This window comes from Dyadobacter soli (assembly GCF_900101885.1).
GTDB classification, from domain to species: Bacteria; Bacteroidota; Bacteroidia; order Cytophagales; family Spirosomataceae; genus Dyadobacter; species Dyadobacter soli.
On record NZ_FNAN01000043.1, the window covers coordinates 1 to 3,186 of the forward strand.

At 43.5% G+C, this 3,186-nt stretch carries 4 protein-coding genes; all 4 read left to right on the plus strand.

Going from position 1 to position 3,186, the window contains the following annotated elements; all coding sequences use genetic code 11:
• The first annotated feature begins 452 nt into the window (after positions 1-452).
• The 4 genes from BLQ88_RS36300 (at position 453) to BLQ88_RS36315 (ending at position 2,746) form a co-directional block, all read left to right on the plus strand.
• Complete coding sequence (locus tag BLQ88_RS36300; protein ID WP_090157907.1) at positions 453-800, plus strand: hypothetical protein; 348 nt, start codon at positions 453-455, stop codon at positions 798-800.
• On the plus strand, positions 787-1,338 hold the full coding sequence (locus BLQ88_RS36305) for a hypothetical protein (RefSeq protein WP_090157908.1): 552 nt from the start codon (positions 787-789) through the stop codon (positions 1,336-1,338). Before BLQ88_RS36300 ends, BLQ88_RS36305 begins: the two co-directional genes overlap by 14 nt.
• Positions 1,335-1,910 (plus strand): papain-like cysteine protease family protein, encoded by a 576-nt coding sequence (locus BLQ88_RS36310; protein WP_090157909.1) that lies wholly within the window; start codon positions 1,335-1,337, stop codon positions 1,908-1,910. The genes BLQ88_RS36305 and BLQ88_RS36310 overlap by 4 nt, the downstream gene beginning before the upstream one ends.
• 464 nt (positions 1,911-2,374) lie before the next feature.
• Entirely contained in the window at positions 2,375-2,746 is a 372-nt protein-coding gene (locus BLQ88_RS36315; RefSeq protein WP_090157910.1) for a T9SS type A sorting domain-containing protein, read from the plus strand.
• Positions 2,747-3,186: the final 440 nt, after the last annotated feature.

The window sequence follows — 3,186 nt, forward strand, 5'->3', positions numbered from 1 at the left end:
CTGGGTCTCTGAGTAGTTTTTCTTTTTCATGTGACAGTTAAATTAGCTCTTTTCGAGTCTAATCCTTCACCGTCCTAATTCCAGGGAAGCCTACAGCATCTTTTGCATCAGAAGGTAGTCTGCCTCATTAAGGTCGACTTCAACATTTCGAATGAAGACCGGCAAGTCAAATTTGCCCATTAGAGAATTTGTTAACATCGTAAAATCTGACAAAAACAATTGGGCTCAACAAAATTAGTCACACCAAACATGTACCGAAAACTCAATCATATTATTTATTTAACGAAGTCTGGGAACAAATTCGCTATTTTATGCCTGTAACTCGCTGAAAGTCTTGTGTCTAACAATTATGAAGAAACTTGGGTCCCTTATGAATTTGGCATATGGTTGTCTGGCCACCTGTTACAAAACCTCTTAAACCTAAAACACCGCGCACAATCACTTATTGTATCATGCGAAAAAAGCTATTTTTCATCTGCGTTTTTAATCTGATGGCATTTACATGCCTTGCGCAGAAGAAGGCCGACAAGCTGGTTAAATTCCAGATCGTCAACCAAGACAGTACCGAAACAAATTATTCTTTTAAGTGGCCTTTTGAATCGGGGCCCAAACCTGTTGGAGGTACCAAGGCTCTGATCGAAAAAGTCGACAAAATCCTGGCAGAACACGGCGTCCCCTGTCCACCCAAACGAAAGAAGTTGACCGACGCGGTATGGCTATGCGGGAACGGAAAAATGATTAAGACATCCGATTCAAAATTAATCGATCTCTTTTCGGAGGCTTGGGATGATGAAGAATAGCACTGATGGTAAATCGATGGAGGATCAGCTAAAAGAGATCCAATCGAAGCTGGATGAGATAAAGAAAAACCAGTCAGCGCCCTGGCTCATGCCCGTTCTGTTAATCGCGGTCACCGCGATCGCCACCTATATTAATTTTCAAGCCGAGCGACATTACAACAACGCCGACTTGTATCCCAACAAGCTCAGAGAAAAGATTGCCGAATCGCGCGCAACCGCTATTGTCGACTTTTACCTGAAAGTGGCAGAGACAGCTTCAATCATAGACGAATCATTCGAGGCATATTGCATATTCGATTCTTTCGATGAAAAGGATACAATTACTAGCTCCGTGGCGGAAATAAACCGAATTCTCAACAAACAACTGCTACTTGATGAAGCCCTTAAAAAGTCGGTCAAATCGTATACCTCCTATGTGATCGAAAACGGTTTAATGCAGCATCGCGATTCATTGCCTCTTAGATATGAAGAAAGCAAGAAACGCTACCTGAAAGTACGATCACAGATCGATAAATCCCTTCTATTGCTGACAAAATGAAAAGTATATTAATTCTCTCTGTGATCATGTACGCCCTTTACGGGCACGCACAATCAGATTTTGCCTACAAGGTTCCCGGCTTACTCCCGGTGATCCAACAACCTGCTCCAAATGCCTGCTGGATTACCGTGACGACTATCATGATGAGCTGGCGCGACTCGACCGAATATAAGGTAGACGCTGTGGCCAGGGGTTTAGGTGAGCCTTGGCTACTGTTTTTTGAAATGGATTCGGGACTTACAGCAGCTAATCAGGAAAAATTCGCAAAGCGTATTGGCCTTACACTGGAACCTCCTGCAAGCTACATGCTTACTGCATATAGAGATCTCTTGGTTCGTCACGGACCTTTGTGGATAATCACTGGGAACAACTCGATTCACGCGAGAGTCCTGATAGGACTGGAAGGTAAAGGTGACTATCAAAAAACAGACTTTGTCTTCATCGACCCTGACAAAGGAAAGATTGTAAAAGAGAACGTCATGAAGTTCTATCAAAAATTCGAAGCTGAGGCAAGAACCTCGAACCGGGAAAAATGGAAAGAAGACCTTCGAATTCAGATTTATCATTTTTAATAATTCTTCTACCTCTTTCGCATTTAAAATACCTAACAGCATGAACGCAGATGTTGTGATTCTGGGATGCATCGAGCTGCCCATCATGTTTCTGAGCGCTCAGCATTTACCAGCCAGGGTAAACCTGACAGCTGTCCTGGCCAAAAAGTGTGTCGCAATAGCACTTCAAAAGCAAGCCCGTGAACCCGGATAAGCAAGACTGATGACATGGTACATTCCATGCCCTCGGTCAGGAGCTTGGGCGAGAAGAATCATCTAAAACCCTTTCAACGTGAACGCCTGATCTTGGATTTCCGACCCATGTCCACAAGACAATAAACGCGGCGATCAGAAGCAGCGGAAAAGTTAGCATAGTTGAAAGCGTATCCTGCCCCGATGACAGCTCCAAAGCTGTTCCGGTGAGACCTTTCGCAGCATTTTCAGCGTAAGCATCGTCGATCCATGCGCCGATAAATGGTTGGAATATGGAGATGCAGGGAGTCGAATCCTACACGCAACTAATTAGTTATCAATACATTACTTCCCAGCAAAGTTATTACCGCCTTAAACAAATCGATTGGAACGGCAGCTTCCAATACAGCCGGATAGTTGTGTTGGACTTCCTGGCAGACAGGAAATACCTGGTACTGTACCCTAACCCGGTTACTGGTGGAGTCGTTACCATAGACTTGCCTGAAGGCGGAACGCTGGAGGTGAAGATTTATAATGCATCCGGCATGCAAGTAAAGGCTTTCAAACAAACGAGCCGTGTACTGGATGTAAAAGGGCTTTCATCAGGCAATACGTTCTCAAAACAACAACAGCGAATGGGCGGATTTATAAAAAGTCTTTCATGATCCCGTAAGCTGTTCAAGCAATTGTCAAAACCCCTGGCAGTAACGAGATCGCTTCCAGGGGTTTTGTTTTTCTAAAAATTATTTCGATTTGTTACTTAACTCCGATAAGAGGACAACTTCCTTCTCGACGACTTTGGTTGAAAGTCCATGCTGCGGAAAATCATCCTGACTTGCTATCACTAATAGAAACGCCTTACGCCTTGGATAGTAACTCTGAAACCTACCATAAATCTAGTTTATCTGACAAACCGAACTCAAAAACAACGCTTCAAATCAGGAGCTTAACTCAAACAATCTCTGTAAATCAATAAGCAGTTGGTTCGACATTTGTCCGGCTCTGGGTACGAAAGAGGCCGTCTCAAATCAATTTGAGGCGGTCTTTTGTTTTTAGCCCCTTATAGAAAATTCGTTTTCTGAATTTTGTGAAGTTATGGGCAAGT

Bases quoted from the DNA above. Each gene is read 5' to 3' on its own strand.
- BLQ88_RS36315 (WP_090157910.1), top strand. From the start codon at position 2,375: ATGGAGATGCAGGGAGTCGAATCCTACACGCAACTAATTAGTTATCAA.
- BLQ88_RS36305 (WP_090157908.1), top strand. From the start codon at position 787: ATGATGAAGAATAGCACTGATGGTAAATCGATGGAGGATCAGCTAAAA.
- BLQ88_RS36310 (WP_090157909.1), top strand. From the start codon at position 1,335: ATGAAAAGTATATTAATTCTCTCTGTGATCATGTACGCCCTTTACGGG.
- BLQ88_RS36300 (WP_090157907.1), top strand. From the start codon at position 453: ATGCGAAAAAAGCTATTTTTCATCTGCGTTTTTAATCTGATGGCATTT.